This is a genomic window from Micromonospora sp. WMMA1998, from assembly GCF_027497375.1.
Lineage (GTDB): Bacteria > Actinomycetota > Actinomycetes > Mycobacteriales > Micromonosporaceae > Micromonospora > Micromonospora sediminicola.
On record NZ_CP114911.1, the window covers coordinates 4,000,514 to 4,023,445 of the forward strand.

The 22,932-nt window shown below is 73.5% G+C and carries 28 protein-coding genes; 19 read left to right on the top strand and 9 right to left on the bottom strand.

Annotation, left to right across the window (positions count from 1 at the left end):
• Positions 1-102 precede the first annotated feature (102 nt).
• The 7 genes from O7600_RS18105 (at position 103) to O7600_RS18135 (ending at position 6,547) form a co-directional block, all read left to right on the top strand.
• Complete coding sequence (locus O7600_RS18105) at positions 103-1,317, top strand: LCP family protein (protein WP_281588902.1); 1,215 nt, start codon at positions 103-105, stop codon at positions 1,315-1,317.
• Positions 1,318-1,501: 184 nt separating this feature from the next.
• Positions 1,502-2,419, top strand: coding sequence for an LCP family protein (locus tag O7600_RS18110; RefSeq protein WP_281588904.1), 918 nt, complete (start codon positions 1,502-1,504; stop codon positions 2,417-2,419).
• 28 nt (positions 2,420-2,447) lie between these two features.
• The gene (locus tag O7600_RS18115) at positions 2,448-2,783 is read left to right on the top strand and encodes a rhodanese-like domain-containing protein (protein ID WP_091567965.1); all 336 of its coding nucleotides are present in this window, start codon (positions 2,448-2,450) and stop codon (positions 2,781-2,783) included.
• A gap of 14 nt (positions 2,784-2,797) precedes the next feature.
• Positions 2,798-3,589, top strand: a complete 792-nt coding sequence (locus O7600_RS18120) for a glycerophosphodiester phosphodiesterase family protein (RefSeq protein ID WP_281588907.1) — start codon at positions 2,798-2,800, stop codon at positions 3,587-3,589.
• A gap of 76 nt (positions 3,590-3,665) precedes the next feature.
• Entirely contained in the window at positions 3,666-5,120 is a 1,455-nt protein-coding gene (locus tag O7600_RS18125; protein WP_281588909.1) for an ATP-binding protein, read from the top strand.
• Between the two features lie 64 nt (positions 5,121-5,184).
• On the top strand, positions 5,185-5,601 hold the full coding sequence (locus O7600_RS18130; protein WP_281588911.1) for an ATP-binding protein: 417 nt from the start codon (positions 5,185-5,187) through the stop codon (positions 5,599-5,601).
• Positions 5,602-5,662: 61 nt separating this feature from the next.
• A complete protein-coding gene (locus O7600_RS18135) occupies positions 5,663-6,547 on the top strand; it encodes a DUF5926 family protein (RefSeq protein WP_281588913.1) in 885 nt (294 codons plus the stop codon).
• A gap of 21 nt (positions 6,548-6,568) precedes the next feature.
• Here O7600_RS18135 and O7600_RS18140 read toward each other — a convergent pair whose 3' ends face one another.
• Positions 6,569-7,780 carry an arginine deiminase gene (locus tag O7600_RS18140; protein ID WP_091567945.1) on the bottom strand — a complete coding sequence of 404 codons (1,212 nt, stop codon included), beginning with the start codon at positions 7,778-7,780 and terminating at the stop codon, positions 6,569-6,571.
• A 162-nt stretch (positions 7,781-7,942) separates the two neighbouring features.
• On the opposite strand from O7600_RS18140, the gene O7600_RS18145 reads away from it, so the two are divergent.
• The 4 genes from O7600_RS18145 (at position 7,943) to pheA (ending at position 10,928) form a co-directional block, all read left to right on the top strand.
• A complete protein-coding gene (locus O7600_RS18145) occupies positions 7,943-8,680 on the top strand; it encodes a hypothetical protein (RefSeq protein ID WP_091567941.1) in 738 nt (245 codons plus the stop codon).
• A 229-nt stretch (positions 8,681-8,909) separates the two neighbouring features.
• Positions 8,910-9,356, top strand: coding sequence for a hypothetical protein (locus O7600_RS18150; RefSeq protein WP_281588917.1), 447 nt, complete (start codon positions 8,910-8,912; stop codon positions 9,354-9,356).
• 89 nt (positions 9,357-9,445) lie between these two features.
• Positions 9,446-9,961 (top strand): hypothetical protein, encoded by a 516-nt coding sequence (locus tag O7600_RS18155; RefSeq protein ID WP_281588919.1) that lies wholly within the window; start codon positions 9,446-9,448, stop codon positions 9,959-9,961.
• Positions 9,962-9,971: 10 nt separating this feature from the next.
• A complete protein-coding gene (gene pheA, locus O7600_RS18160) occupies positions 9,972-10,928 on the top strand; it encodes a prephenate dehydratase (protein ID WP_281588921.1) in 957 nt (318 codons plus the stop codon).
• 42 nt (positions 10,929-10,970) lie between these two features.
• On the opposite strand, the gene O7600_RS18165 is transcribed toward pheA, so the two are convergent.
• The 3 genes from O7600_RS18165 to O7600_RS18175 all read right to left on the bottom strand — a co-directional run bounded on the left by O7600_RS18165 (position 10,971) and on the right by O7600_RS18175 (position 12,649).
• On the bottom strand, positions 10,971-11,693 hold the full coding sequence (locus O7600_RS18165; protein ID WP_281588923.1) for an AIM24 family protein: 723 nt from the start codon (positions 11,691-11,693) through the stop codon (positions 10,971-10,973).
• Positions 11,694-11,788: 95 nt separating this feature from the next.
• On the bottom strand, positions 11,789-12,133 hold the full coding sequence (locus tag O7600_RS18170) for a metallopeptidase family protein (RefSeq protein ID WP_172968049.1): 345 nt from the start codon (positions 12,131-12,133) through the stop codon (positions 11,789-11,791).
• Between the two features lie 87 nt (positions 12,134-12,220).
• Positions 12,221-12,649, bottom strand: a complete 429-nt coding sequence (locus O7600_RS18175; RefSeq protein WP_281588925.1) for an OsmC family protein — start codon at positions 12,647-12,649, stop codon at positions 12,221-12,223.
• Positions 12,650-12,768: 119 nt separating this feature from the next.
• On the opposite strand from O7600_RS18175, the gene O7600_RS18180 reads away from it, so the two are divergent.
• The 3 genes from O7600_RS18180 to O7600_RS18190 all read left to right on the top strand — a co-directional run bounded on the left by O7600_RS18180 (position 12,769) and on the right by O7600_RS18190 (position 15,314).
• A complete protein-coding gene (locus tag O7600_RS18180; RefSeq protein WP_281588927.1) occupies positions 12,769-13,506 on the top strand; it encodes a hypothetical protein in 738 nt (245 codons plus the stop codon).
• A 174-nt stretch (positions 13,507-13,680) separates the two neighbouring features.
• Positions 13,681-14,502, top strand: a complete 822-nt coding sequence (locus O7600_RS18185) for an HAD family hydrolase (protein ID WP_091567909.1) — start codon at positions 13,681-13,683, stop codon at positions 14,500-14,502.
• Entirely contained in the window at positions 14,502-15,314 is an 813-nt protein-coding gene (locus O7600_RS18190; RefSeq protein WP_281588930.1) for an HAD family hydrolase, read from the top strand. The genes O7600_RS18185 and O7600_RS18190 overlap by 1 nt, the downstream gene beginning before the upstream one ends.
• A gap of 35 nt (positions 15,315-15,349) precedes the next feature.
• Here O7600_RS18190 and O7600_RS18195 read toward each other — a convergent pair whose 3' ends face one another.
• On the bottom strand, positions 15,350-15,940 hold the full coding sequence (locus O7600_RS18195; protein ID WP_099163237.1) for a bacterial proteasome activator family protein: 591 nt from the start codon (positions 15,938-15,940) through the stop codon (positions 15,350-15,352).
• Positions 15,941-15,998: 58 nt separating this feature from the next.
• Here O7600_RS18195 and O7600_RS18200 point away from each other — a divergent pair, with 58 nt between their 5' ends.
• Both O7600_RS18200 and O7600_RS18205 read left to right on the top strand, forming a co-directional pair.
• Positions 15,999-16,826: an alpha/beta hydrolase gene (locus O7600_RS18200; protein ID WP_281588933.1), complete on the top strand. Its 828-nt coding sequence runs from the start codon at positions 15,999-16,001 to the stop codon at positions 16,824-16,826.
• Positions 16,827-16,875: 49 nt separating this feature from the next.
• Positions 16,876-18,096: an ABC transporter substrate-binding protein gene (locus O7600_RS18205; RefSeq protein ID WP_281588935.1), complete on the top strand. Its 1,221-nt coding sequence runs from the start codon at positions 16,876-16,878 to the stop codon at positions 18,094-18,096.
• 55 nt (positions 18,097-18,151) lie between these two features.
• Here O7600_RS18205 and ddaH read toward each other — a convergent pair whose 3' ends face one another.
• Positions 18,152-18,985 carry a dimethylargininase gene (gene ddaH / locus O7600_RS18210; protein WP_172967886.1) on the bottom strand — a complete coding sequence of 278 codons (834 nt, stop codon included), beginning with the start codon at positions 18,983-18,985 and terminating at the stop codon, positions 18,152-18,154.
• 59 nt (positions 18,986-19,044) lie between these two features.
• Here ddaH and O7600_RS18215 point away from each other — a divergent pair, with 59 nt between their 5' ends.
• Together O7600_RS18215 and O7600_RS18220 are read left to right on the top strand one after the other, a co-directional pair.
• The gene (locus O7600_RS18215; protein WP_099163234.1) at positions 19,045-19,503 is read left to right on the top strand and encodes an Lrp/AsnC family transcriptional regulator; all 459 of its coding nucleotides are present in this window, start codon (positions 19,045-19,047) and stop codon (positions 19,501-19,503) included.
• 55 nt (positions 19,504-19,558) lie between these two features.
• Complete coding sequence (locus O7600_RS18220; RefSeq protein ID WP_281588937.1) at positions 19,559-19,882, top strand: hypothetical protein; 324 nt, start codon at positions 19,559-19,561, stop codon at positions 19,880-19,882.
• Here O7600_RS18220 and O7600_RS18225 read toward each other — a convergent pair.
• The 3 genes from O7600_RS18225 to O7600_RS18235 form a co-directional block, all read right to left on the bottom strand.
• Entirely contained in the window at positions 19,879-20,979 is a 1,101-nt protein-coding gene (locus O7600_RS18225) for a hypothetical protein (protein WP_281588939.1), read from the bottom strand. The genes O7600_RS18220 and O7600_RS18225 overlap by 4 nt on opposite strands.
• Positions 20,980-21,046: 67 nt before the next feature.
• Positions 21,047-21,304, bottom strand: a complete 258-nt coding sequence (locus O7600_RS18230; RefSeq protein WP_281588941.1) for a DUF6457 domain-containing protein — start codon at positions 21,302-21,304, stop codon at positions 21,047-21,049.
• Positions 21,301-21,900 carry an NTP transferase domain-containing protein gene (locus tag O7600_RS18235; RefSeq protein WP_281588943.1) on the bottom strand — a complete coding sequence of 200 codons (600 nt, stop codon included), beginning with the start codon at positions 21,898-21,900 and terminating at the stop codon, positions 21,301-21,303. The genes O7600_RS18230 and O7600_RS18235 overlap by 4 nt, the downstream gene beginning before the upstream one ends.
• Before the next feature lie 166 nt (positions 21,901-22,066).
• On the opposite strand from O7600_RS18235, the gene fdhD reads away from it, so the two are divergent.
• On the top strand, positions 22,067-22,921 hold the full coding sequence (gene fdhD / locus O7600_RS18240) for a formate dehydrogenase accessory sulfurtransferase FdhD (RefSeq protein ID WP_099163231.1): 855 nt from the start codon (positions 22,067-22,069) through the stop codon (positions 22,919-22,921).
• Positions 22,922-22,932 lie beyond the last annotated feature (11 nt).

Genomic DNA, 22,932 nt, shown 5'->3' on the forward strand with positions numbered 1-22,932 from the left:
GAGATCGGCCGGTATTGACGGGAATAGCCGCCTCAGGAGGTCGCGAGAACGGCAACAGATACGTACAGTGGTCCCGCCCCCGATCATCGAGCTGGAGCACGCATGTCGGTCCAGACCAGCCGCCGCCCGCACTCACTGGAGCCCGGATCATCCGGGCGGGTCCCCCCGATCATCCCCACCCAGCCCGGCCCCGGTGGCCGTGGACCCGGTGGCGGGAAGAAGAAGCGCACCAAGCGCCGGGACCCGCTCTGGGCCAAACTCACCCTGGTTCTCGGCGCCGTCCTGATGGTGACCAGCGGGATCGCGATCGTCGGCAGCAAGGCGGTGATCGGTCAGGCGACCAACAACATCGCCCAGCGCAACCTGCTCGGCGAGGCGGGCAAGAGCGAGGCCGAGGGCGGCAGCAGCCTGGAGGGCCCGATCGACATGCTGCTGCTCGGCGTCGACGCCCGGGCGCGCTGGGCGGCCGACGACGTGCGGTCGGACACGATCATCATCCTGCACATCCCGGCCAGCCACGACCAGGCATACCTCATCTCGATCCCGCGGGACACCGAGGCGCGCATTCCGGCGTTCAAGGACAGCGGCTACAAGGGCGGCACCGACAAGATCAATGCCGCCTTCTTCCACGGCGCGCAGAACGGCGGCGGCTGGGAGGGCGGTGCCCAGCTGATGGCCAAGACCATCAAGGGCATGACCGGGATCAGCTTCGACGGCGCCGCGATCATCAACTTCGGCGGGTTCAAGAACGTCATCGACGCGCTCGGCACCGTGCGGATCTGCGTCAGCCACGAGGTTCCCTCCCACCACATGTCGATGGTCGAGGGCAAGCCGATGTGGAACGCGGACGCGAAGAAGACCGGCAAGCCCTACAAGCCCGTGGTGCACAAGAAGGGCTGCCGGGAGATGGAGGGCTGGGAGGCGCTCGACTACTCCCGCCAGCGTTACGGCCTGCCGAACAGCGACTACGACCGGCAGCAGAACCAGCAGCAGCTGATCAAGGCGATGGCCAAGAAGGCCACCGAGGGCGGCATGCTGACCAACCCGATCAAGCTGAACTCGCTGATGAAGGCGGCCGGCAAGGCGTTCGTCCTGGACACCGGCGGCGTGCCGATCGCCGACTTCATCTTCACGCTCAAGAACCTCAGCGGTAACGACCTGGTCACGCTGCGCACCAACGGCGGGACGTTCGCCGGCAACGGCAACGGCCGGGAGACGTTCAACGCCACGACCATGGAGATGTTCCAGGCGGTCAAGAACGACAAGCTGGCCGACTTCATCGTGGCCAACCCGACCGTTCTCTCCACCCGTAAATGACCGAAGCCGGCATCCGCCGGCCGATCCCCCCGTAGCCTGACGTGAGCGGGTCTCATGTCGCGACCACGGGGGGATCGTCACGTCCAGGCCAGCACGGAACCGACGCGGGCCGGCCCGACCGGCCCGCTGGCCCCGGTTCCTGCTCGGCGCCGGGCTCGCCCTGGTCCTGCTCGCCGCGCTCGGCGTGGCCGGGCTGAACTGGCTCACCCACCGCTACGACCGCACGGTGGCCAAGGAACAGTTGCTCGACCCGACCGCCCGCAAGAAGCGGACGGACCTGGACGGGGCGCTCAACTACCTGCTGATCGGCTCCGACCACCGCCCCGGCGCCAACCCGGAGGACCAGCGCTCGGACAGCATCCTGATCGTGCACGTGCCGGCCGGGATGCGGCAGGCGTACCTGATCTCCGTCCCGCGCGACCTGCTGGTGGCGGTCCCGGCCGCGCCCGGCTTCCCGGGCGGCCAGGACAAGGTCAACGCCGCGTACGAGCACGGCGGCGGGGGCGAGGGCGGGGCCCGCCTGCTCAGCGCCACCCTCACCCGGCTCACCGGGATCCGCTTCGACGGCGCCGCGCTGATCGACTTCTCCGGCTTCAAGCAGGTGATCGACCAACTCGGCGGCATCACCATGTGCGTGGACACGCCGGTCCGCTCGATCCACACGAAGACCCGGTTCGACGTCGGCTGCCAGCGGATGGACGGGGCCCGGACGCTGGACTACGTCCGGCAGCGCTACGACCTGCCCGGGGGCGACTTCGACCGGCAACGGCACCAGCAGCAGATGTTGCGGGCCGTGCTCGACCGGGCCGGCGAGACGCACCTGCGCACCGACCCGGTGAAACTGGACCGGGTGCTGCGCGCCGTCGGCGGGGCGCTGACCGTGGACACCAACGGCGTACCCCTGGACGAACTGCTGTTCGCGCTCCGCGGCCTGCCCGCGGACGCCCTGCGCGGCGTCCGGGTCCCCTCCTACCCGCAGACCATCGACCAGGTCTCGTACGTGGTGCTGGACAACGGCGGCGACGGGCTCTTCACCGCGCTGCGCGACCGGCGGGTGCCGGAGTGGGCCGGCGCCAACTCCCGCTGGGTCACCCGGCTCTGACCGGTCCGGGCGGCTAGGCTTGGCAATCGTGTTCGGAGCCCAGCTTCCCAGCGTCCCCGCGTCGGCCGTGCCCGACGACGTCTACCTGCTCGACGTCCGTGAGGACGACGAGTGGGCCGCCGGTCACGCGCCGGCCGCCCATCACCTGCCGATGACCGAGCTGCCGGCCCGGCTCGCCGAGATCCCCGACGACCGTGAGGTGGCGGTGATCTGCCGCTCCGGCGGGCGCTCCGGCCAGGTCGTCGGCTACCTGCTCCGCAACGGCTGGGACCAGGTCCGCAACGTCGAGGGCGGAATGGGTGACTGGGCCGCCGCCGGCCGCCCGGTGGTCACCGACGACGGGCAGCCGGGCCGGGTCGCCTGAGGCACCTCCCGGCCATGACCGCCCCCCTGGTCTTCGCCCATCGCGGCTCCTCGCACGACCTGCCGGAACACACCCTCGCCGCCTACCTGCGGGCGCTCGACGAGGGTGCGGACGGGCTGGAGTGCGACGTCCGGCTGACCCGCGACGGTCACCTGGTCTGCGTGCACGACCGCCGGCTGGACCGGACCAGCAACGGCAGTGGACTGGTCAGCGCGCGTACGCTCGCCGAGCTGGAGGCGCTGGACTTCGGCTCCTGGCACCCCGCCGCGGCGGTGGCCGAGGGCGCCGCGCCGCTCGACGAGTCGCACACCCGGCTGCTCACGCTGGAACGGCTGCTCGACGCCGTGCTGTCCGCCGGGCGACCGGTCCGGATGCTGATCGAGACCAAGCACCCGTCGCGTCACCGGGGCGACGTCGAGCGTCGCCTGGTCGCCCTGCTGCGCCGGCACGGCCTCACCGAGCCCGGCCCGGACGACCCGGTCCAGGTGACCGTGATGTCGTTCTCCCCGTTGGCCGTTCGGCGGATCCGGGAACTCGCACCGGCGCTGCCCACGGTGCTGCTGCTGGAGGTGCTGCCGCGCTGGCTGCGGCTGGGCCGGCTGCCCTTCGGCAGCCGGATCGCCGGGCCGGGGGTGGAGCTGGTGCGGGCCCGCCCGCAGCTCGTCCCGGCGCTGCGGGCGGCCGGGAACTCGGTCTACGTCTGGACCGTGAACGAGCCGGAGGACCTGGAACTCGTGCTCGCCGCCGGGGTGGACGGGGTGATCACCGACCGGCCCGCCCGTACCCTGGCCCGGTTGGGCCGGTGAGCCTCGTCGATCCGTCCGGCGGACGGTCGCCCGGGCGGGGGTGTCCACGGCGCGGACGGCGCGGCACACTCGGGACATGCCGGAGCGAACCGACTACCCCGCCCTCATCGCCGGTCACACGTCCGTGATCAAGATGATCAACTCGGGCGAGTCCGGCCTCGCCGTGCTCACCAGCCTGCTCCGTGAGGTCGAACCCGCGATCGGCGCGGCGGGCCTGGTCTTCGTGGAGTTCACCCCGGCCGGCGGTCGGGTGATCGCCGCTACCGGCAGCGCCGAGTTCGTGATCGGCCGCCCGCTGCCGGCCACCGACCCGGCCACCGTCTGCCTCCTGGCCGGCCCACCGGTGCGGGAGGTCCGGGTGGACGCGATCCCCGGCGCGCTCGCCGACGAGGTGGCCGGCCGGGGTCTGAGCCGGATGATCGTGGCGCGCGCGGAGATCGGCGGGCTGACCGTCGGCAGCCTGCACGCCCTCTACCCGGCGGGCGAGCCGCTGGACGCCTCGCAGCGCGCCGTCGTCGGCTACGTCGCCGCCTGCATCGCGCACATGTACGGCGACCAGACCGGCCTGCCGGTGCACGGCGACGGCCCGGTCGTGGCGGCGCTCGCGGACGGCCTGGCGGTGGTCGACCGCGACCACCGCGTCCGGCTCTGGAACCCGGCGGCAGCCCAGGTGACCGGCCGGCCGGCGGACGAGGCGCTGAGCCGGCCGCTGCCGTTCCCGCTGCCCCCGCCCGGCCAGGTGCTGGACCACCGGATGGTGGACGGGCGCTGGCTGCGGATCACCTCGGGCGAGCTGCCCGGCCCGACCGCGCTGCGGGTGGTCACCTTCCGCGACATCACCGACCAGCAGCGGCGCGACCACGACCGCGACCTGTTCGTCGCGGTGACCAGTCACGAGCTGCGTACCCCGGTCACCGTGATCAAGGGGTACGCGGACACGCTCACCGACCACTGGGAGTCGCTCAGCGACGACGACCGACGGCAGGCCGCCCGGATCATCGGGCAGCGTGCCAACGAGCTGGCCCGGCTGGTCGACAGGCTGCTGACCGCCGCCACCGAACACCGCTCCGGCGGTGAGCCGACCGCCCCGTTCGACCTGGTCGACGCGCTGCGGGCGGCGGTCGCCGACCTGCCGGCGGACATCCGGCACCGGGTCGTGCTCGACCTGCCGGCCGACCTGCCGAAGGCCCTCGGCGACCGGCACAGCCTGACCACCGTGCTCACCGAGCTGGGCACCAACGCGGGCAAGTACTCGCTGCCGGACACCCCGATCGAGATCCGGGCCGAGGCGAACGAACGGACCGTGTCGTTCCGGGTCGCCGACCGCGGCATCGGCATCCGACCGGAGCACGTGGAACGCGCCTTCGACCGGTTCTGGCAGGGAGAGTCCGGCGACCGTCGGCGCTATCCGGGGGCCGGGTTGGGGCTCTATCTCGTCCGCCAGATCGTTGAACAGCAGAATGGATGGGTATCCCTCCGACCCAGGGCCGGTGGAGGTACGGTCGCGGAGGTGCGGCTGCCCCGGGGTTGACCCGGGCGCCCACGGGGGTGGAAGGAACGACGTGTCGACGGGTTCGGCCGAACGATCGTGGTGCGTGGTGGTGCCCCACCACGCGACCGGTGCGCGCCTGGCCCGGCACCGGCTCGCCGACGAGCTGACCGGCCTCGTCCCCGCGGCCCTGCTGGCCGACCTGGTGGCGGTCCTCGCCGAGCTGGTCGGCAACGCGGTCCGGCACGCCGACCCGCTGCCCGGCGGGGTGGTGCGGGTGGCCTGGCGGCTGCGGACGACCGAGCGGGGGCCGAGCGTCCAGCTCCGGGTGACCGACGGCGACTCCGGCGCCGGCCCGCGGATGCGGATCGCGTCCCCGGACGCGGTCGACGGGCGGGGTCTGCACATCGTCTCCGGGCTCTCCAGCCGGTGGGGCGTCGACCGGGACGGCCTCGGTCAGAGCGTCTGGGCGGAGTTCGACCCGGCCGGATCGCACCGACCGGACCTGGTCGCCGCCGGCTGAGCCGGCCGGGCCCGCGGGTCCGCCCCCGGCGGGTCCGGATCGGCATCTAGGCTGTGGGGCCGTGAGCAAGCGTCGAAAGAGCCAACGGGCCGCAGATGCCACCCCGAAGCGGGAGAAGGTGCGCGACGTCTTCGTGCCCCGACCGTTCGAGGGTCTGGCCGACGAGCCGGAGTGGATCGCCCTCCGCGAGCTGGTGCCGGCCGCGTCCGCGCCGCTGCGGCTGACCCCTGAGCTGGTCGGGGAGTACGGCGACCGCCCGGTCACCCTGGCCACCGTCCTGCCGATGGCCGCGCCGGCGATGACCAAGCCGGACGGGCGGGTCTTCATCGGCCTGCAGCGGCACCAGCAGTCCGGCGACGTCTCCCGGGACCTGGCCGACGCGCTGCTCAGCGCGCTGCGCACCGAGCCGGGCGGCCAGGTGAGCGTGCCGCCGCTGCCCGGGCCGGGCCCCCGCCTCCAGGACGTCCTGGTGGACGGCCCGCTGGAGATCAGCATGCACGACGGGTTCGAGTTCTGGCTGGACCCGGGTGCCGCCGACGACCCGAACGTGCAGGCGTCGCTGGAGCGGGCCAACGCGGCGATCTACCCGACGGTCAAGCTGGCGGCGGCCCGGGCCGCGTACTGGTGCCAGGTCACCGAGAAGGCACACGTGCGCTGGGTGCTGCCGGAGGATGAGGACACCGCGCTGGACGCGCTGTCCCGACTGTCCGCGGCCGGCTCGCTGCGGCTGGGCGACGACACCCGGTTCGCCGGCATGTTCCGGGCGCACGGCCGGCTGGTGCCGGTCTGGGACCTGCCGGAGGAGACCCCGGCCGCCGAGTGGGAGGCGCCGGTCGCCGAGTTCGCCAAGCGCTACGCCGAGGCGGTGGCGGAGCGGGAGCCGCTGGACGCGGCCGGGCGCCGCGCCCGGCAGGGCCTGCTCGGTCGCCAGTTGACCCTGCGCTGAGCGGCTCCGGCCGGGCCGGTCTCACCCGCGCAGCGGCTCGCGTACCAGCGGGCAGGACATGCAACGGGGGCCGCCCCGGCCGGAGCCCAGCTCCGAGCCGGCGATGGCGATCACCTCGATGCCGGCCCGTTCCAGCTGCGCGTTCGTCTCCACGTTGCGTTCGTAGCCCACGCAGAGGCGCGGCGCGAGCGCGAGCGTGTTGTTGCCGTCGTCCCACTGTTCGCGCTCGGCGGTGACCGGGTCCAGGCCGGTGTCGATCACCCGGAGCTGGTCCAGGTCCATCGCGTCGGCGGCGGCCCGCAGGAACGGCGCCGGCCCGTCGACCCGCGGCTCGTCGCCGTCCGCGCCGGCGATGACCGTGTACGCGGACAGCTCGCTGGCGATGTTCGGATACATCAGCACCGCGTCGACGTCGACCATCGTGCAGACCGTGTCCAGGTGCATGGTGGCGCGTTCCTGGGCGATCGGCACCACCAGGATGGTGTGCGCCAGCCCGGCGGCGAACACCTGCCGGGCCAGCCGCTCCGCGCCGGCCGGGGTGGTGCGCTCGCCGACGCCGACGGCGAGCACGCCCGGGGCGAGCAGCAGCACGTCGCCGCCCTCCAGGTGCTCCAGACGCGGGTGGTAGACGAACTCGGTGCCGACGAAGCGCGGGTGGTGGCGGTAGATCGCGTCGGTCAGCGTGGTCTCCCGCCGACGCGCCGGCATGGCCAGGCTGGTGACCCCGACCCGGTCGCCGATCCACACCGACGAGTCGCGGGTGAACAACAGGTTCGGCAGCGGGTCGATGACGAAGTCGTGCCGGTCCATCAGCGTCCAGACCAGACCGCCGGGCCGGTCGGCGCCGACGCGCAGCTCCTCGTGGGCGAGCCCGGCGACGAAGACGTCGGCCAGGGCGGCCGGATCGAGGTAGGCCAGGTGGTCGGCGACCCGGCGGCGGAGGGTGTCGCCGAGCCGGCGGGACCGCAGCACCTGCTCGGTCAGCTCGGCCCGGGCGTCCGGCACGGCGAGGGTCTCGGCGAGCAGGTCGGCCAGGTAGAGCACCTCCACCCCGCGCGAGCGCAGGGCGGCCGCGAAGGCGTCGTGCTCCTCCTGCGCCCGTCCCACCCATGGGATAGCGTCGAACAGAAGGCTGTCGTTGTTGCGTGGGGTGAGGCGGGCGAGTTCCGGTCCCGGGCGGTGCAGCAGCACCGTGCCGAGTCGGGCCACTTCGCTGTCCACGTAGTGGGTCACCCTCGCAGCGTAGGGCAGGCTTCCGCACCATCCGGAAAAGAAGTGTGAATGAATATGGCATTCATCCGCACTCACTCCGGCGCTCCAACTTGCCGAGCCCCCCGGGGTTCAACGTAGGGTAGTGGAGACATAACTTCGAGAGACCTTTTGCCGGAGGTCGCGATGACTGTCTTTCCCGCTCGTCGAGCCGTACCGAGCCGGGCACTGCCGCCCCGCTCGGTGCCGCATCCCCGGGTCGAGGCCACGTCGGTGCTCGAGCCGGCCCGACCCACTCCCCTGGAGTGGGCGCGCCGCCGTCGGGCCGAGCGGGGCGCCCGCCGGTTGGAAGCGGCCGGGGCCCGTGCCCTGGGGCAGCTCGACCACCTCGGCCCCGCGTGGCACGTGATCGAGTGGCCCCGGACGGATCCCGCCGACGCCCTCTTCGACCACGGCCACGACGACCGGGCCGGGTTCCTCGCGATCGGGCCGAGCGGGCTCTTCGCGGTCACCATCGCCGACCACGGCCGGGCCCGCGTCCTCGTCGCCGGCGACGTGGTGCAGATCAACGGCAAGCGTCCGCCCTATGTGGCGGAGGCGCGCCGCGACGCCAAGCGGGCCAGCAAGGCGCTCTCCGACGCGGTCGGCCTGCCGATCCCGGTCACCCCGGTGCTGACATTCGTCGGCTCCGGGGTGATCAGCGTCTACGGCCTGCCGAAGGACTGCCTCATGGCCACCCACCGGGAGCTGGACCGGCTGCTCGTGGCCGCCGGCAACCGGATCAGCCCGGCCACCGCCGAGAAGTTGTCCCGGGTCGCCCAGGCGCCGTCGACGTGGCTCAACGGCACGTACCGTCCATCCGCCGACTACCGGTGGTATGACGAGGGCCGAACGGCCGCTGACAAGCGGGCCGCCCGCCGGTAACGTCTCCGACGACGCCACGCGGTCCACGGCTCCGCCCCGACCGGTTCCGTCGGTCCGCGTCGTCGCCGGCCGCCCGGCCCCGGGGTTCCCGTCGCACCGACGCCTGTCCCCCGGTCCCCGAGCCGTCCGAACCACGGGTGGCACCGGCGACCGGCAGCGCAGCGCGGCCGGAAGGCCGCCGTGCCGACCGGCTAGCGTGGACAGACCGTCGGTGTACATAGGAGGCGCGGTGGCCCACGTCGAGCTCTCACTCTCGGAAGTGTTCGGGGAGGCACCGGCCGAGCAGGGGTCCGACAACGTCGGGCAGTGGTCCGGCACCGTCTCCCGGGCCGCCGAGCCGTGCCTGCTGATCGACGCCGACACCTGCGTGGTGGCGATCTCCTCGTCCGGCTGCGACCTGCTCTGCCTGGGCGCGCCGGAGGACGTGATCGGCCTGCCGCTGCTGGAGGGCGGCCTGCGCCTGGTCGACTTCACCGCCAGCCCGAGCGAGCTCACCGAGCAGGAGACCGACAAGATCCCGCCGCTGCTCGCGCTGCACTCCGGCCGCCTCGCCCGCGGGCTGCTCCGGGTCCGCCGGCCCGGCTCCGACGCCGGCACCACGGTCGACGCGATCTCCACACCGGTGCTGACCGGCGCCTCGGTGGCCGGGTCCCTCACGTTCTTCTCGGTGGTCTGACCACCGGGCTTCACCCCGGCGGATGATCCTCCTACGATGGGCTCGGCCCTCGGGCCGCGTCGACGCCCCTCGATGTCGAGGACTGCCCAGTGCCCCGCACCGCACCCCGCCGCCGGTCCGCCCCGGTGACGCTGCTCGCCCTGCTCGCGCTCACCGCGTGCGGCACCCCGCCCGAGCTGCGTGAGCCCGTCGCCACCGCCGGCCCCCGCGCCTCGGCGTCCGCCACCCCCACCGCGAGCGCGCCGCCGATCCCACCGGTCACCCCGGCCGCGCCGCCGCCCACCACCCGGACCCCCGATCCGGCTGCCACACCCTGCCGGGGCAAGCCGTCCGGCGACCGGATAGTGGCGCTGCTGCGCGGTTCCGCCGGGGTGCTGCCCCGGGACGTGAAGGTCACCGTCCGCACCGGACCGCTCTGCGCGCAGGGCTGGCACTACACCGTCCTTGCGGTCACCGGGCACGAGGAACTCCAGGTGGTCACGCGCGGCCCGTCCGGCGCACCCACCCTGGTCACCGCCGGGACCGACGTGTGCGGCGTCGAGGTGCGCGCCGCCGGTCCGCCCGGCATCCGCACCCTGGCCTGCGACGGCGCCCCGGGTGCGTAGGCTGGTCGCCATGCCGGGAACACCGCCGACCCGCTTCGTCTACCTGGGCCCCGAGGGCACCTTCGCCGAGCAGGCGCTGCGCACCGTGCCCGCCGCCGAGCGGGGGGACCGGACACCGGCCCGCAGCGTCGGCGAGGCGCTGGACGCCGTACGGGCCGGGGAGGCGGACGCCGCCCTCGTGCCGCTGGAGAACTCGATCGGCGGCGCGGTCGGCGTCACGCTCGACGAGCTGGCCGAGGGGGACCCGCTGGTGATCACCCGCGAGGTGGTCCTACCGGTGGAGTTCGTCCTCGCCGGCCGACCCGGCGTCACGCCGGCCGACGTGCGCAGCGTGGCGGCCCACCCGCAGGCGTCCACCCAGTGCCGGGGCTGGCTCCGCGACCACCTGCCCGACGCCACCGTGGTCGACGTGCTCTCCAACGGCGCCGCCGCGGCCGGCGCGGCGAGCGGCGAGTACGACGCCGCGATCTGCGCCCCCATCGGCGCCGCCCGGCACCGGCTCAGCGTCCTCGCCGACAAGATCGCCGACCATCCGGACGCGGTGACCCGGTTCGCGCTGGTCTCCCGCCCCGGGCCGCCCCCGCCGCCCACCGGCGACGACCTCACCTCGCTGGCGGTCTACATCGCGCACGACCGGGTGGGCGCGCTGCTCGGGGTGCTCATGGAACTGGCCGTGCGCGGGGTCAACCTGACCCGGATCGAGTCCCGCCCGACCGGCGAGGCGCTCGGCCGCTACGTGTTCTTCCTCGACTGCACCGGGCACGTCGCCGACGTACGCCTCGGCGAGGCGCTCCGCGGGCTTCGCCGGGTCTGCGCCGACGTGCGCTTCCTCGGGTCGTACCCCCGGCACCGCTGGGGCACGGCGGCGGCCGACCGGCCGACGCCCGCGCCGGCCGGCCTCTCCGACGCCGACTACGCCGACGCCGCGGCCTGGCTGGCCCGGCTGCGCGCCGGCGAGCTGAACTGAGACCGCGCCGGGTGCTCCCCAGGGCGCACCCAGCGCGGCCGGTCACTGCAGCAGGCCGCCGAGCAGGCCACCCTGCTGCTGCTGGGCGCCACTGCCGGCCACCGGCGGCTCCTCCGACGGCTGCACCACCACGAAGCCCTGCCCGGCGAAGCTCATCGTGAACGCCTCGCCGGTGCTGCGCCCGAGCAGCGTGCCGAGGCCGAGCTGCTCGGCCCGGTGGTAGCCGGTCTGGAGGTTGGCCGACCAGCAGACCGCCGCCTGCGGGTCGACGTACGTCGGCGCGTCCACGTTGAGCACCACCGGAGTGCCCTTGGTGGTGATCGCGATCCGGCCGTGCCCGCTGAAGACGCAGTTGAACAGGCCGGACGAGGATGCCATCCCGGCGCCGCCGACCATCTTGATGTCGTACTGGAGGGTGGAGTCGAAGGCGAGCACGCTGGAGCCGTTGATGGACAGCGCGTCGCCGGGCTCCAGGTCGATGATGTGCACGTCCTTGGCCAGCTCGGCCAGGAACACGTCGCCGCGCCCGGAGAGCTTCATCAGCGGGACGCCCTCACCGGTGAGCCGCTGCTTGATGAACTTGCCGATGCCGCCCGAGCCGAGCGCCTGGAACTGCACCTGGCCCTGGTACGCGACCATCGACCCGACGCGGGCCATCGCCTCGCCGTTCAGCTCGATCTTCAGCATCTTGGAGTTCTGCAGCCGCATGCCCGGCTGCTGGGACTCCTTCTCGAGGTTCTCCGCGGAGAACAGCGCGCTGCGCATGGGGTTTCCTCCTGCATCGGGATGTGCCTGATCCGGAGGTTAGGGGACCGGCGCAACCGACGGGATCAGCCGAGCGGGGACGCGCCGGGGACCGGTCAGCCCCAGCCGAGGGCGTGCAGGCGCTCGTCGTCGATGCCGAAGTGGTGGGCGATCTCGTGCACCACGGTCACCGCGACCTCGTCGACCACGTCCTCGTCGGTGTCGCAGATCGCCAGGATCGGGTTGCGGTAGATCAGGATGCGGTCGGGCAGCACGCCGGAGTAGTCCCAGCCGCGCTCGGTCAGCGCGTGCCCCTCGTAGAGACCGAGCAGGTCCTCGCCCGGGGGTGGATCGTCCTCGACCAGGATGACCACGTTGCTCATCAGCCCGAGCAGTTCCTCGGGCACCTCGTCGAGCGCCTCGCCGACCAGTTCCTCGAACCGGTCCCGGCTCATCTCCACGGCCACGCGGCCCGGTCACTCCCTCGCGGTCGGCACGCGGTGCGGCGGGGGCGCCCCGGAGGACACCCCCGCCGTCCGTACGTGGTGTCAGGCCAGACGGGCGTTCAGCGTGATCTGCGCGCCCGGGGAGAGCAGCCGGGAGATCGGGCAGTTCTCCTTGGCCGCCTCGGCCAGCTTGGTGAAATCCGCCTCGTCGAGGCCGGGAACCTGGCCGACGGTCTCCAGGTCGATGCGGGTCACGGTCATGCCCGCGTCGGTCTTGTCGAAGTGCACCTTGGCGGTCGTCTCCACCGACGTGTCGGTGGCGCCCGCGTCGGCGAGCTGCTTGGAGAGGGCCATCGAGAAGCAGCCGGCGTGCGCGGCGCCGATCAGCTCCTCGGGGTTGGTGCCCTCGCCCTCCTCGAAGCGGGACTTGAAGGAGTAGTTGCCGGACAGGCCGCCCTTGCCGGTGCGGACGGTGCCCGACCCCTCGGTCAGGTTGCCCTGCCAACGAGCGGAAGCGGTACGGATAGGCATGGCACCGACGCTAACCGAAAGCGGGCCGCCCCGCACCGGTCCGGCGGCTCGCGGTCCGGGTGCCCGGGTGCCGGCTGTGCCATGATTCGACGCAGGCCCGCGCACGGGAAGGGTGGCCGATGTCGCAGGATCTCCCCATCCCCAGGCAGGACGACCGGCACGACGGCACCACCGTCGTGGAGTGGGGTGACGCCGACGAGGCCCCGCCCGGCCGGGTCGGCCGGTCGTTGGCCGGCCTGGGCCGTGACCACCGCCTGCCGCCGGTGCTGGTCGGGCTCGGCGCGGTCGCCGCGCTCGCCTCGCTGATCGGCGAGTGGGTGGTGATCGCCATCCCGGCCGACTCGCGGGAGGAGGGCGCGCCGACCCAACTGGCCAACGGCATCGCCGAGACGGGCGCCTTCGGGACGGCGTACCTGGTGGGTCTGCTCGGGTTGTCGGTCGCGCTGGCGTTGACGCTGCGTGGCGCCCCGCCGGTCCGGCGGCACGCCCGGATCGCCGGCCTCGGTCTCGCGGCGCCGCTGTTCGGCGTGCTGGTCGCGACCGCCGCGTCGCTCCAGCAACTCGCCCGACGCATCCTCTTCTTCCCGACGGAGCAGAGCCTCCAGGTGGAGCACGGGCGGGGTCTGGTCACCGCGTTCCTCGCCGTCGCGCTGCTGGCGTCCGCGCTGCACCTGAGCGGCCGGACCGGCGACCGGGGTACCGATCCGGTGGAGGGCGGAGCGGCGCCGGCCGACGAGCCGCCGGGAACACCGGCCGGCCGGCGGCGGCGGCCCGCCGACGACGAAGCACCCCCGGCGCCCGCCGACCTGACCGTGGAACCGACGCTGCCGTTCGCCGGCCCCGAACGCTCCCGCTGACGGGTCCGGCCCTCACCGGGCGGCCACCTACCGGCCGCCGGGGATTGGCGGCCGATTCGCCGGAAAGCCGTGGTTGCCGCCCGTTTCGCGAGATACGGTTGCTGCCCGCCGTTCGAGGGTCGCGGCACCGAGGACCTGGCGGCCGACGTGACGGCGGCGGGCGAAGGAGGAACCATGACCCGCCCGGGCCTGCCCAAGCTGATCGCCACCGACCTCGACGGCACGCTCGTCCGCAGCGACGACACCGTCTCCGCGTACACCCACGGGGTGCTGGACCGGGTGCGCGCCGCCGGGATCCCGGTGGTCGGCGCGACCGGGCGCGGACCGCGTCTGACCGAGCTCACCCGCAACGACATCCGCGCCGCCGACTTCCTGGTGATGGCCGGCGGTGGCCGGGTGGTCGACCAGAGCGACCCGGCCGGGCCGCTGGTGCTGCGGGACGAGCGCCTGCGCGGTGAGGTGCTGGCCCAGCTCCTGACCGACCTGGAGGCCGCCGTCGGGCCGCTGACCGTGATGGTCGAGGCGTCCGACGAGCACGACGCGCCGCTCTGGGGCGACTACCACCCGAGCTGGCCCTACCCGGACCGGTTCGAGGCGCGCAGCCGCGCCGAGTGCCTCTCCTGCGACGTGATCAAGGCGTTCGCCCGGACCGCCGACCACCACGTCGACGACCTGCTGGCGGCGGCCCGCCGGATCGTCCCGCCGGAGGTCGCCACGCTCACCCAGGCCGGGCTGGGCTTCGTCGAGATCTGCCCGCCGGGCGTGGACAAGGCCACCGGGCTGAGCGTCATCGCCGACCAGCTCGGGGTGGACCCCGCCGACGTGCTGGTCTTCGGCGACCAGCCCAACGACCTGCCGATGTTCGGCTGGGCCGGCTGGGCCCGGGTGGCGGTGGCGAACGCGCACCCCGACGTGCGCGCCGCGGCCGACGAGATCACCCTGCGCAACGACGACGACGGCGTCGCGGTCTACCTGGACCGACTACTCTCCCGGTGATGGGAGATCCACCTCGGCTCGTCGCGACCGACATCGACGGCACGCTGCTGCGCGACGACCGGACGCTCAGCCCGCGCACGTCGGCGGTGCTGGCCCGGCTCGTCGCCGCGGGCACGCCGGTCGTGCTGGTCACCGGCCGTCCGATCCGCTGGCTCCAACTCGTGTACGACCAGCTCGCCGCGCCGCTGCCGGCGATCTGCGCCAACGGCGCGGTGGTCTACGACCCGGTCGCGGACGAGGTGCTGCGCGCCGATCCGCTCGCCCCGGAGCTGCTGGCCGAGGTGGCCCGGCGGCTCCGGGCCGAGGTGCCCGGGGTGAGCTTCGCGGTGGAGATCGTGGACAGCCGGCAGATGCGGCACGAGGCGCACTACCCGCTGCGCTGGGACGCCGACGCGGAGGCGATCCGGGCGGTCGAGTCGCCCGAGGAACTGCTCGCCGCGCCGGCGGTGAAGCTGTTGGTCCGCGCCGGTGAGCAGGACCCGGACCTGTTCGTCCGGGTGGTGGCCGGCGCGCTGGAGGGGCTGGCCGAGGCGACCCACTCGTCGTACAGCGGGCTGATCGAGATCTCCGCCGCCGGCGTGACCAAGGCGGCCGGCCTGGCCTGGTACGCGGCCCGCCTGGGCATCGACGAGCGGGACGTGCTGGCCTTCGGCGACATGCCCAACGACGTGCCCATGCTGACCTGGGCCGGCCGGGCCGTGGCCGTGGCCAACGCCCACCCGGCCGTGCGGGAGATCGCACACGAGGTCACCGGGCCGAACACCGAGGACGGCGTCGCCGCGTACCTGGAAAAGGTCTTCGGGGTGGACTGACCGGCCGGGGCGCACGAGGCGCCCCGGCCGACGGGTCACAGGTACTGGCCGGGCGCGTGGCCCTCGTTGTTCCCGGGCATCCCCGGCATGCCCGGGATCATCCCGCCCGGGCCGCTGGGCAGCGCCTGCCGGCCGGACCGCATCTGCTCCAGCTGGACCCGGGCGGCCATCTGCTGGGCCACCAGCGCGGCCTGGATGCCGTGGAACAGCCCCTCCAGCCAGCCCACCAGCTGGGCGTGGGCGATGCGCAGCTCGCTCTCGCTGGGCGCCTGCTGCTCGGTGAACGGCAGCGAGATCCGCTCCAGCTCCTCGCGCAGCTCGGGGGCCAGACCCTCCTTCAGCTCGACGATCGAGCGCTCGTGGATCTCCCGCATGCGGTGCCGGCTGGCGTCGTCCAGCGGGGCGGCCTTCACCTCCTCCAGCAGCTGCTTGATCATGCTGCCGATCCGCATCACCTTGGCCGGCTGCTCGACCAGACGGGTCGGGTCCTCGCCCTTGCCCTCGTCGGTCTGCACCGTGCCGACCGGGCGGCCGTCCGGCCCGACCACCACCACGGTGCCGGGGATGCCATCGTTGCCCTGTTCGTCGTCGTGTCCGGCGGAGTGCGCTTCGGTCATGGCACCCATCTTTACCCACCCCGACCACGCGCACGCGCCCGGACCGGGGGCAGGCTACCGTCGCCGCATGTCCAGCGACCCGCGCGACGTGCTGACCCGGCCGGCTCCCCCGCCGGACGCGACCGTCGCCTACGGCGACCACCCGGACCAGTGCGCCGACCTGCGCCGACCGGCCGGCGACGGGCCTGCCCGTCCGCTGGTGGTCGTGGTGCACGGCGGCTTCTGGCGGGCCGGGTACGACCGCGCCCACACCGGCCCGATGGCGGCGGCGCTGGCCGCGCTCGGCCATCCGGTCGCCCAGATCGAATACCGCCGGACCGGTCAGCCGGACGGCGGTTGGCCGCACACGCTCACCGACGTGCGCATCGGGGTCGCCGCCCTGCCGGCGCTGGCCGCCGCCGCGCTGCCCGGCCGGGTGGCGCCCGGCCCGCCGACCCTGGTCGGTCACTCGGCCGGTGGGCACCTGGCGCTGTACGTGGCCGGACGCGCCCCGGAGACGGTCGGCGGCGTGCTGGCGCTGGCACCCGTCGCGGACCTCGCCGAGGCGTACCGACTGGACCTGGACGCCGGGGCGGTGGCCGCGCTGCTGGGCGGCGGCCCGGCCGACGTGCCGGATCGGTACGCCGAGGCGGATCCATCGGCGTTGGTGCCGATCCGAACACGCACCGTAGTCATGCATGGTCTTCTCGACCGTCAGGTCCCGGTCGCGATCAGCCGCGGCTGGGTGGCTGCGGACCGGGCCGCCGGAGGCGACGCCGCGCTGGTTGAGCTGCCGGAATGCGAACATTTCGGGTTGATCGCGCCGGACTCCGCGGCGTGGCCGCGGGTGGTCGCGGCGTTGCGGTCCCTTCACAATGATCATGCGGGCATTGACGCAGCGTTGCCGACCAGGTAGAACGCCGGAGGGGTGTGCATCATGGCCACCCCGTCGGGAAGGAATTTCGGTGGCACAGATGAACCGCAGGCGGGCGCTGCAACTGCTGGCCGCGCTGGGCACCACCGGGCTCGCGGCGGGCTGCGGTTCCGGTGACGACTCCACGGAGCAGGCCCCGGCCGGCAGCCCGATCAAGATCGGTCTGATCGTGCCCGGCGGCGGCCCGAACAAGGTCATCGGCGAAGAGATCACCAACGGCTTCCAGCTCTTCCTCAGCCTGCACTCCCAGCAGCTCGGCGGCCACCCGGTCACGCTGGTGCCGGCCGAGGAGGGCAACAGCGCCGCGACCGGCAAGGCCGCCGTCGACCGGCTGCTCAAGGAGGGCGTGCTCGCGCTCACCGGCGTGGTCGACCCGGTCGTCATGACCGGCATCAGGGACACCGTCGAGCAGGCCCGGGTGCCGCTCATCGGCTCCAACGCCTCGCCCGCCACGTTGCAGGGCGTCGTCTACATCTGGCGCACCTCCTACGTACTCGACGAGCCGGGCGTGGCGCTCGGGCAGTACCTGCGACAGAACCTGGACGCGTCCAGCCGGATCGCCATCTTCGGCACCCAGGGCCCCGGCAGCCAGGACGTCGTCGCCGGCTTCCGGCGCGGCTACGAGCAGGGCCGCCGCCTCACCGAGGACCCGATCTACACGCCCGACTACGCCACCCCGAGCAAGCGGGCCTACTCCGGCCCGATCCGCAAGGCGCTGGAACGCAAGCCGGACGCGGTCTTCTGCCACTACTCCGGCCCGCAGGCGGTGCAGTTCGTCAAGCAGCTCTACGACGAGGGCTACCGGGGGCCGATCTACGCGCCCGGGTTCCTGACCGAGGGCACCGTCCTGGACCAACTCGACGACGGCGAGAAGGGCCGCGACCGGCAGCTGATCGAGAAGTTCGGCATCGAGACCGCGCTGAACTACTCGGCCGACCTGAACAACACCGCCAACCGGGTGTTCGCCTCCGCGTACCGCAAGACGTTCAACGCCTCCCCGACCACCTACGCGATGGCCTCGTACGACGCCGCGCTGGTCCTCGACAAGGCGATCCGGCTGGTCGGCAGGGACCCGTCCCCGCAGCAGGTCAACCTGGCGCTCGGCAAGATCGGCCAGGTCGACAGCCCGCGCGGCTCGTGGCAGTTCAACCAGCCGCGTACGCCGCAGCAGAAGTGGTACCTGCGCAAGGTCCAGCTCGACGGCCGGATGCTCTCCAACGTGGTGATCAACGAGCTGGCCACGCTCGGCTGACACGCGAGAAAGGGCGGCCTCCCCCAGGGGAGGCCGCCCTTCGTGCGTGCGGAGGTCAGTGCCGCAGCTCGGCGATGCAGCACTTCACGCTGCCGCCGCCCTTCTTCAGCTCGGCCAGTTCCACCGGCACCGGGTGGTAGCCGGCCGCCTTCAGCTTGCCGGCCAGCCGGGTCGCCTCGTTGTTCAGCACCACGTTGAGCCCGTCGCTGACCAGGTTCAGGCCGAACGCCAGGGCGTCCTCGTCGTCCGCCACGACCGCGTCGGGGAACAGCTGGGTCAGCACCCGCTGGCTGGCCGCGGAGAAGGCCCCCGGGTAGTAGACGATGTTCTCGTCGTCGATCGAGGCGAGCGCCACGTCCAGGTGGTAGAAGCGCGGGTCGACCAGGCGCAGCGAGACCACCGGCCGGCCGAGCGCCTCCTGCGCCTCGGCGTGCGCGGCCGGCTCGGTCCGGAAGCCGTGGCCGGCCAGGACCAGCCCGCCGTGCGCCTCCGGCAGGTACGCGAAGTCGCCCTCGCCCTCGTTGGTCTCGCTCGGCGCGATGAACCGCCAGCCCCGCTCCTCGTAGAACGCCCGGTGCGCGGCGGCCTCGGCGGCCCGCTGCTCGTGCTTGAACTGGGCGCCGTAGACCGTGCCGTCGACCACGAACGCCCCGTTCGCCGCGAAGACCATGTCCGGCAGGCCGGCCTCCGGCGTCAGCAGGTGCACCTCGTGACCGAGCCCGACCAGCGTCTCGCGCAGCCGGTCCCACTGCTTGACCGCCAGGTCGGCGTCGACCGCCGTGGTCACGTCCATCCACGGGTTGATCGCGTACTCGACCGCGAAGTGCTCGGGCGAGCACATGAGATATGTCCGCTTTCGCGAGACTCGCTGCTGGTTCACGGTCACCAAGAGTAGGTACGGTAGAACTTTGGTAACAGCCACAACCATTGCTTCCCAGAGGCGGAACGTTGCAGATAGACGCGGTCGACCAGCGAATCATTGCGTTGCTCGTGGCGGACGCCCGCGCCTCGTACGCGGACATCGGCACCCGGGTGTCACTCTCCGCCCCCGCCGTCAAGCGACGCGTCGACCGGCTCCGCGCGGCCGGGGTCATCCGCGGATTCACCGCCGTCGTCGACCCGGCCGCCGTGGGGTGGACCACCGAGGCGTTCGTCGAGCTGTTCTGCGCCGGCCGGACCACCCCGGCGCAGATCGGCGCCGCCGCCCGCCGGCACCCCGAGGTGGTCGGCGCCTACACCGTCTCCGGTGAGGCGGACGCGCTGGTGCACCTGCGCGCCGCCGACATCTCCCACCTGGAGGAGGCGCTGGAGCGACTGCGGGCCGAGTCCTTCGTCACCTCGTCCCGCAGCACCATCGTGCTGTCCCGGCTGGTCGAGTCCCCCGGCGTCGGACCCTCCACGCCTTGACCTCAACCCGACTTCATGTCGTCCACTGGTGACCGGCTTGACGCAAGGGGGCGGTATGCGTGCGGTGTGGCTGCGGGAGTTCGGCGGACCCGAGGTGCTCGTGCCCGGGACGGCACCCGACCCGGCACCCGGACCGGGCCAGGTGCTCGTCGACGTGGCACACGCCAACATCACGTTCGTCGAGACGATGTTCCGGGCCAGCGGCTTCGGGCCGTTCGGCGCCGAACTGCCGGTGATCCCCGGTAACGGGGTCGGCGGCACGATCACCGCGCTGGGAGCGGGCGCCGACCCGGCGCTCGCCGGCCGCGTCGTGGTCACCGCCACCGGCCCGGGAGACACTGGGCAAGACGCTGCTCGACGTGCGCTGACGCGCGGTTAGAGATACATGCCGGTGCGGTGCTCCTCGGCCCGCGCCGGCTTGTCGCCCTCGCCGAAGAAACGCTTGCCGCCGAACTCGCCGTGCAGCCGGTCGTCCAGCTCGTCGGCCAGACCGGTCATCACCTGCACCGCCAGCATCAGGTGGGTGGCCTGGAAGTTGCGGCCGAAGACCGGGATCGACGCCCAGACCGTGTCGTCGGCGCAGTAGAGCCGGCCGATCGGCATCCGGTTGGTCAGCTCGGAGAGCTTCACGTAGAGCCGCTCGGTCGGCTCCACCTCGGTCAGCACCGGTGAGAAGACGTCGACCAGGGGCGGGTTGTCGCGCACCCGCACGAAGACCATCGCCGAGCCGGCCCGGATGTTGATGTCCCCGTCGGAGTCGACCTGGACCTGGTCGGAGTTCGACTTCAGCATCGTCGACACGACGGTCCGGACCCGCTCCTCCAGCGCCAGCACGTCGTTCTCGCCGGCCTGGGCCGCCGCCGCGGCCGCCAGTGCCTCGTCCAGGTCCGCCTCCACGTCCCGGTCCGGGCCGAACTCGCTGCGGGCCGTGCCCAGCGGCTCCACCGGCAGCGGCTCACCCTCGGCGTCGTGCACCAGGTAGACCAGGAAGGCGGGGTGCGGGGCGCCGTAGACGTCGCGCAACGTGCGGGAGAGCACAGCGGACAACCGGGTCGCCTCGTCGACGCCGCAGTCCAGGCCGAACTGCTCGCCCGAACCGGGCACCACCCCCGGCGGCGACCAACCCAGCGCGACCATGTCGGCCACCGCGGCCCGGTCCAGCCGGTAGCCCTGCGGCAGGGTGGCGTTGCCGACCGCCCGGGCGGACAGGCGACCCTCCTCGCCGGCGTCCGCGCTGACCGAGTAGACGGCGTCACCGGTGCCGGAGGCGGTCGGGTCGAGCGTGACCTCCAGGTGCCCGCCGGCGGGCAGCCCGCGCAGCCGGTCGGCCAGCGCCCGGGCGAACTCCCGCCAGGCCTCGGTCACCTTGGCCCGCAGATCGGCCGTGGTCGGCTCGTCGAGCAGGATCGACTCGTGCTGCTCCGGCGTACCGCCGGAAGGCTGGTCGACCGGCGCCGAGGGGTGGTCTGCCGTCATGATCGCCTCCGTCCGTTCCCGCCACCCTACCCATGGGCGGTGGGCGTCGAACCGCGCCCGAGGGCGGCTACTCCGCCGGTACGGTCCCGTCCAGTTCCACCGGCCAGGAACCGGCCAGCGCGCTGAGCCGCGCGGCCGCCGCGGCCGGGTCCGCGCCGCGTCCCACGGCCACCCCCAGCAGGTACGCGGTGACCGGCGCCCCCGGCCGGAGCACCTGGTGCGCCACGTCCCGGGCGACGTCGAGCACGCTCGACACCGGCACCTCGGTCGGATCCAGATCCAGCTCGGCGCAGGCCGCGGTGACCCAGTCGTCCAACACCGTCATCTCGTCCACTCCTCGGCCCGGCGTACGTCCTCGTCAGTGTCGCAGTCGAACCAGGGCGGCGGTCCCGAGCCGGTCCACGCCACCTCACGGACCGCGACACCGGCCAGCAACCCGCGTACCGACGCGCCGTCGACAGTGCCGCCCCGCTCCGCCGCCAGGCGGTCGAGGGCCGCCCGCACCGCCGTGGCCCGCCACACGCCGCAGAGCTGCTGCCGACGCCCGTCACCGTCGACGTAACAGGCCAGCCCGGCCCGCGACCCGTCGAGCGCGCGCCGCAGCCCGTCCACCGCCGAGGCGGTGAGCAACGGCAGGTCCGCGGCGAGCAGGGCGACGGTGGTCGTACCGGGCCCCAGCAGCGCCAGCCCGGCCGCGGTGGCGGCCACGGGTCCACCGCCGGGAGGCTCCTCGCGGGTCACCCGCACCCCTGCGGGTACCGGACCGGCCGGGCCGACCACGATCCGCTCGTCCGCGCCGGCGACCGCCTCCAGCACCCGGTGCAGCATCGGTCGCCCACCGACCAGGCGGGCGGGCTTGTCCACGCCGCGCATCCGTCGGGCCGCGCCGCCGGAGAGCAGCACCGCCGCGTACCCCGTCACCGCCTCACCCTACCCACGGGCACCGCCCCGAACCGGTCCCGCGCCGGCGGAACGGGTCGGGGTGCGGGGGCGGGCCGGCACGGGAGCGGGACCGGACCACAGGGCCGTCGGGGGCGCGGACGCCGCGAAGGTGCGGGTGGGGCGGCGCACGGGGGAGGATGGCGGCATGGGACGGGCGACGGACCGGCGGAGCGTGCTGCGGATCGACCTCGGGGCGGCGGCCGACGGCCGGGCCCGGATCCGCCGGCAGGACACCCTGTCCGTGGAGGAGCCGCTGGAGATCCGGGTCGGGCCGGGCGGCCCCGGGCGACGCCGGCCGCTCGCCGTCACCATGCGTACGCCCGGCGACGACCTCGACCTGGCGATCGGCTTCCTGCTGACCGAGGGGCTGATCCGGTCGGCGGAGGACGTGCACACGGCGCAGCTCTGTGCCGGGGCGGAGACCCCGAACACCTACAACGTGGTCGACGTGGTGCTGTCTCCCGGCGTGCCAGAGCCGACCACCGACCCGGCGCGCAACTTCTACACGACCAGCTCCTGCGGCGTGTGCGGCAAGGCGAGCATCGAGTCGGTCCGTACCCGTTCCCGGTTCGCGGTGCGGGAGGACCCGCTCGCGGTCACCGCCGAGCTGCTGGCCGCGCTGCCGGACCGGCTACGCGCCGCCCAGCGCGCGTTCGACCGGACCGGCGGCCTGCACGCGGCCGGTCTCTTCACCGCCGACGGCGAGCTGGTGGTGCTGCGTGAGGACGTGGGCCGGCACAACGCCGTGGACAAGGTGATCGGCTGGGCCGTGCGGGAGGACCTGTTGCCGCTGGCCGGGCACGTGCTGCTGGTCTCCGGTCGGGCCAGTTTCGAGCTGACCCAGAAGGCGTGGATGGCCGGGGTGCCGCTGCTCGCGGCGGTCTCCGCGCCGAGCACGCTCGCCGTCGAACTGGCCGAGGAGGCCGGGATGACGCTCATCGGTTTCCTGCGCGGGCCGACCATGAACGTCTACGCCGGGGCGCAGCGCGTAGCCGGGTGAACGGCGCCGGC

Coding starts and splice junctions, on each gene's coding strand:
- O7600_RS18200 (WP_281588933.1), top strand. CDS start 15,999: ATGTCCAGCGACCCGCGCGACGTGCTGACCCGGCCGGCTCCCCCGCCG.
- O7600_RS18105 (WP_281588902.1), top strand. CDS start 103: ATGTCGGTCCAGACCAGCCGCCGCCCGCACTCACTGGAGCCCGGATCA.
- O7600_RS18220 (WP_281588937.1), top strand. CDS start 19,559: ATGCGTGCGGTGTGGCTGCGGGAGTTCGGCGGACCCGAGGTGCTCGTG.
- O7600_RS18180 (WP_281588927.1), top strand. CDS start 12,769: ATGTCGCAGGATCTCCCCATCCCCAGGCAGGACGACCGGCACGACGGC.
- pheA (WP_281588921.1), top strand. CDS start 9,972: ATGCCGGGAACACCGCCGACCCGCTTCGTCTACCTGGGCCCCGAGGGC.
- O7600_RS18145 (WP_091567941.1), top strand. CDS start 7,943: ATGACTGTCTTTCCCGCTCGTCGAGCCGTACCGAGCCGGGCACTGCCG.
- O7600_RS18230 (WP_281588941.1), bottom strand. CDS start 21,304: ATGACGGTGTTGGACGACTGGGTCACCGCGGCCTGCGCCGAGCTGGAT.
- O7600_RS18185 (WP_091567909.1), top strand. CDS start 13,681: ATGACCCGCCCGGGCCTGCCCAAGCTGATCGCCACCGACCTCGACGGC.
- O7600_RS18120 (WP_281588907.1), top strand. CDS start 2,798: ATGACCGCCCCCCTGGTCTTCGCCCATCGCGGCTCCTCGCACGACCTG.
- O7600_RS18125 (WP_281588909.1), top strand. CDS start 3,666: ATGCCGGAGCGAACCGACTACCCCGCCCTCATCGCCGGTCACACGTCC.
- O7600_RS18165 (WP_281588923.1), bottom strand. CDS start 11,693: ATGCGCAGCGCGCTGTTCTCCGCGGAGAACCTCGAGAAGGAGTCCCAG.
- O7600_RS18175 (WP_281588925.1), bottom strand. CDS start 12,649: ATGCCTATCCGTACCGCTTCCGCTCGTTGGCAGGGCAACCTGACCGAG.
- fdhD (WP_099163231.1), top strand. CDS start 22,067: ATGGGACGGGCGACGGACCGGCGGAGCGTGCTGCGGATCGACCTCGGG.
- O7600_RS18225 (WP_281588939.1), bottom strand. CDS start 20,979: ATGACGGCAGACCACCCCTCGGCGCCGGTCGACCAGCCTTCCGGCGGT.
- O7600_RS18190 (WP_281588930.1), top strand. CDS start 14,502: ATGGGAGATCCACCTCGGCTCGTCGCGACCGACATCGACGGCACGCTG.
- O7600_RS18195 (WP_099163237.1), bottom strand. CDS start 15,940: ATGGGTGCCATGACCGAAGCGCACTCCGCCGGACACGACGACGAACAG.